The 2,908-nt window shown below is 28.1% G+C and carries 3 protein-coding genes, 1 tRNA gene and 1 rRNA gene; 3 read left to right on the top strand and 2 right to left on the bottom strand.

The window, feature by feature from the left end:
- Positions 1-294: 294 nt before the first annotated feature.
- From OM90_RS11895 to OM90_RS13420, 3 genes are read left to right on the top strand one after another with little or no spacing between them, the layout of a single operon-like run.
- On the top strand, positions 295-540 hold the full coding sequence (locus OM90_RS11895) for a FeoA family protein (protein ID WP_058487078.1): 246 nt from the start codon (positions 295-297) through the stop codon (positions 538-540).
- 10 nt (positions 541-550) lie between these two features.
- Entirely contained in the window at positions 551-1,339 is a 789-nt protein-coding gene (locus OM90_RS13425) for a FeoB small GTPase domain-containing protein (RefSeq protein ID WP_058487077.1), read from the top strand.
- Positions 1,311-2,681, top strand: a complete 1,371-nt coding sequence (locus OM90_RS13420; protein ID WP_058487076.1) for a nucleoside recognition domain-containing protein — start codon at positions 1,311-1,313, stop codon at positions 2,679-2,681. Before OM90_RS13425 ends, OM90_RS13420 begins: the two co-directional genes overlap by 29 nt.
- A 61-nt stretch (positions 2,682-2,742) precedes the next feature.
- Here the strand turns inward: OM90_RS13420 and OM90_RS11880 are convergent.
- Both OM90_RS11880 and rrf read right to left on the bottom strand, forming a co-directional pair.
- A tRNA-Gly gene (locus OM90_RS11880) sits at positions 2,743-2,813 on the bottom strand.
- Positions 2,814-2,817: 4 nt separating this feature from the next.
- Positions 2,818-2,908 (bottom strand): 5S ribosomal RNA (gene rrf, locus OM90_RS11875); the annotation flags it as partial.

The raw sequence follows: 2,908 nt of genomic DNA, 5'->3' as shown, positions 1-2,908 counted from the left end.
TTAAGGCTAATTTTATACTTTAACACCTAAAATCAAGCATGATTTCTACTAAACATAAGTGTTGCATTTAATATTGCAATTTAGATTTAAATAATATTTTATAAAATTTTAAAACTAATATTTTATTAATTTTATACTTTTATTATTAACCAATCCTTTTTCTATATTTGTATTTTATTTCTTTACAAAAAATTACCAAAATATATAAAATGACAAGTTTCTTTTTTTAAAATCTAGAATAATATACTATTGTATTAAATTATTTAGTATTTCTAACATTAAAGGAGAGATTTTATGAAAAATACATATATACCCTTAAATCAAGTTACAATAGGAAAAACTTGTATAGTTAAAAACTTGAAATCCTCAGGTATTAAACGTAGAAGAATTTTAGATTTGGGTTTTATTCCAAATACTAAAATTAAAGTTATCCGTCGCAGTCCTTTAGGAGACCCTACTGCTTATTTAATTCGTGAAACTATGATTGCCTTAAGAAAAGAAGAAGCTTCCAAAATCTTGGTAAAAGTCATAAATAATTAGGAGGGTGATGATGAGAACAATTTGTAAATATTGTAATAAAAAATCTATTGCTAATTTATATGAAATAAAAAAAACCTCAAATAATCAAATGGTAATAGCTTTAGCAGGAAATCCTAATACAGGTAAAAGTACTATATTTAATGCATTAACCGGTTTAAAACAACATACAGGAAATTGGCCAGGGAAAACCGTAACTAATACTCAAGGTTTTTTTAAAAGAAAAGATAAAGAATTTATATTAGTTGATCTCCCTGGAACATATTCCCTTCTTGCTAATTCTATAGAAGAAATAGTTGCTAGAGATTTTATATGTTTTGGAAATCCTGATGCTACTATTGTAGTTGCAGATGCTACTTGCTTAGAAAGAAATCTAAATCTTCTTCTTCAAATATCCGAAATTACTAATAATGTTATTTTATGTGTAAATCTTTTAGATGAAGCAAAAAGAAAAAATATATACATTGATTTAAATAAACTCTCCAATGAATTAGGTATTCCTGTAATAGGTACTATAGCTAGAAATAAAACAGGACTTGAAGACCTAATGGATACGGTTTATAAAGTATGCATGAGAGAAATTATCCCTAATCCAAAACCTATTTTATATCCTCCAAAAATAGAAGAAAAATTACAAGAATTAATTCCTAAAATTAAACCTTTAGTTAATAATAAATTTAACCCTAGATGGTTAGCTCTTAGAATACTTGAAGGAGATAAAAATATATTAGATAAAATTTATACCAATAACACTTGCAAAGGAGTGTGTGATAATGGAAAAGCCTGCTCAAATAGATTCTAATGATATACTTAGAGATGATATTGTATCTGCTATTTATAAAAGAGCAAAAGAAATAGCAAAATCTTCTGTGAGTATGCCTATAAAAAAATCTAAATCGTTTGATGATAAATTAGATGATATTTTAACTTCTAAATGGGCTGGTTTTCCCATTATGCTTTTACTCCTTGGAATTATTTTTTGGATTACTATTATAGGTGCTAATATTCCTTCTAGAATACTTGCTGATTTTTTATTTAATATAGAAGATAAATTAAGTCAAATCCTTATATATTTTAATGCTCCTAATTGGCTTTATGGAATATTAATTTTGGGTATGTATAGAACAGTAGCATGGGTCGTATCAGTAATGCTTCCTCCCATGGCAATATTTTTTCCTTGTTTTACATTATTAGAGGATTTAGGATATCTTCCTAGAGTTGCTTTTAATTTAGATAGATTATTTAAAAAGGCAGGAACCCATGGTAAACAAGCTTTAACCATGTGTATGGGATTTGGATGTAATGCTGCTGGTATTCTTTCTTGCCGTATTATAAATTCTCCAAGAGAAAGACTTATAGCTACTTTAACCAATAATTTTGTGCCTTGCAATGGTAGATTCCCTACCTTAATAGCTATTTCTATGATACTTATAGGTAGCTTTGCTAATTCTTCATTTTCTTCTTTTCTTACATCTGGAATAATTGTACTTATTATACTTCTTGGAATAACTATCACATTTATCACATCATTTATTTTATCTAAAACCATATTAAAGGGAACTCCTTCTACATTTGATTTAGAACTTCCTCCTTATAGAAAACCTCAAATATTTAAAATTATTATACGTTCTATATTTGATAGAACTTTATTTGTACTGCTACGAGCAATTAAAGTTGCTCTTCCCGCTGGTGCTATTATATGGTTAGTTTCTAATATAACTATTGGAAATACAAATATATTAAACCATATTGCAAATTTCTTAAATCCTTTTGGATTAGCTATAGGATTAGATGGAATTATTATTCTTGCCTTTATATTAGGTTTTCCTGCTAATGAAATTGTACTTCCTATTATTTTTATGAGTTATTTATCCACAGGAAGTATGATAGAAATAGAAAGTATAGAAGAAATGAAAGAAATTTTTATATCAAATGGATGGACTTGGCTAACTTGCTTAAATGTAATGTTATTTTCTTTACTCCATTTTCCTTGTGGAACAACTCTTTTGACTATTAAAAAAGAAACTCAAAGCTTAAAATGGACTATTATTGCATTTCTTATACCAACTATTATTGCAATTTTAATATGTTTTACCACTACACAAGTAACAAATTTAATATTCAAAATAACATGTTTAAATTAAGGTTAAAACACAAAATAAAAACTCCTGAATTTATTCAGGAGTTTTTATTTTAAATTTTAAAAGCGGGTGATGGGAATCGAACCCACGTATCCAGCTTGGAAGGCTGGTGTTCTACCATTGAACTACACCCGCATAAATTTGGCAGCCACCTACTCTCCCAGGCAGTCTCCCGCCTAGTACCATCGGCCGTCTATGGCTTAACCATCGTGTTCGGTATGGGTACGGGT

It is taken from the genome of Defluviitalea phaphyphila, from assembly GCF_001466305.1.
Taxonomy (GTDB): Bacteria; Bacillota; Clostridia; order Lachnospirales; family Defluviitaleaceae; genus Defluviitalea_A; species Defluviitalea_A phaphyphila.
This window is presented reverse-complemented; position numbering and strand designations above follow the sequence as displayed.

Coding starts and splice junctions, on each gene's coding strand:
- OM90_RS13425 (WP_058487077.1), top strand. CDS start 551: ATGAGAACAATTTGTAAATATTGTAATAAAAAATCTATTGCTAATTTA.
- OM90_RS11895 (WP_058487078.1), top strand. CDS start 295: ATGAAAAATACATATATACCCTTAAATCAAGTTACAATAGGAAAAACT.
- OM90_RS13420 (WP_058487076.1), top strand. CDS start 1,311: ATGGAAAAGCCTGCTCAAATAGATTCTAATGATATACTTAGAGATGAT.